We start from the raw sequence: 229 nt of genomic DNA on the forward strand, positions 1-229 counted from the left end.
TGGCGCGCTGCCGGGCTAATGGCGGCAAGGTGATTTTCGATAACAACTACCGCCCGCGTTTATGGGCCGATCGGGCCAGCACGCAGGCCGCTTATCGCGCCATGCTCAACTGCACCGATATCGCCTTTCTGACACTGGATGATGAACATCTGCTCTGGGGCGAAGAGCCGCTGGATGATGTTATCGCGCGTACCCGTCAGGCGGGTGCCAGCGAAATCGTGATTAAGCG

At 59.4% G+C, this 229-nt stretch carries 1 protein-coding gene; it reads left to right on the forward strand.

All coding sequences use genetic code 11. The annotated features are described in order from the left end of the window. On the forward strand, positions 1-229 hold a 229-nt coding region (locus SB765_RS34505), incomplete at both ends, for a PfkB family carbohydrate kinase (protein WP_410933141.1).

The sequence above is a fragment of the Pseudomonas sp. SIMBA_067 genome (assembly GCF_046534675.1).
Taxonomy (GTDB): Bacteria; Pseudomonadota; Gammaproteobacteria; order Pseudomonadales; family Pseudomonadaceae; genus Aquipseudomonas; species Aquipseudomonas putida.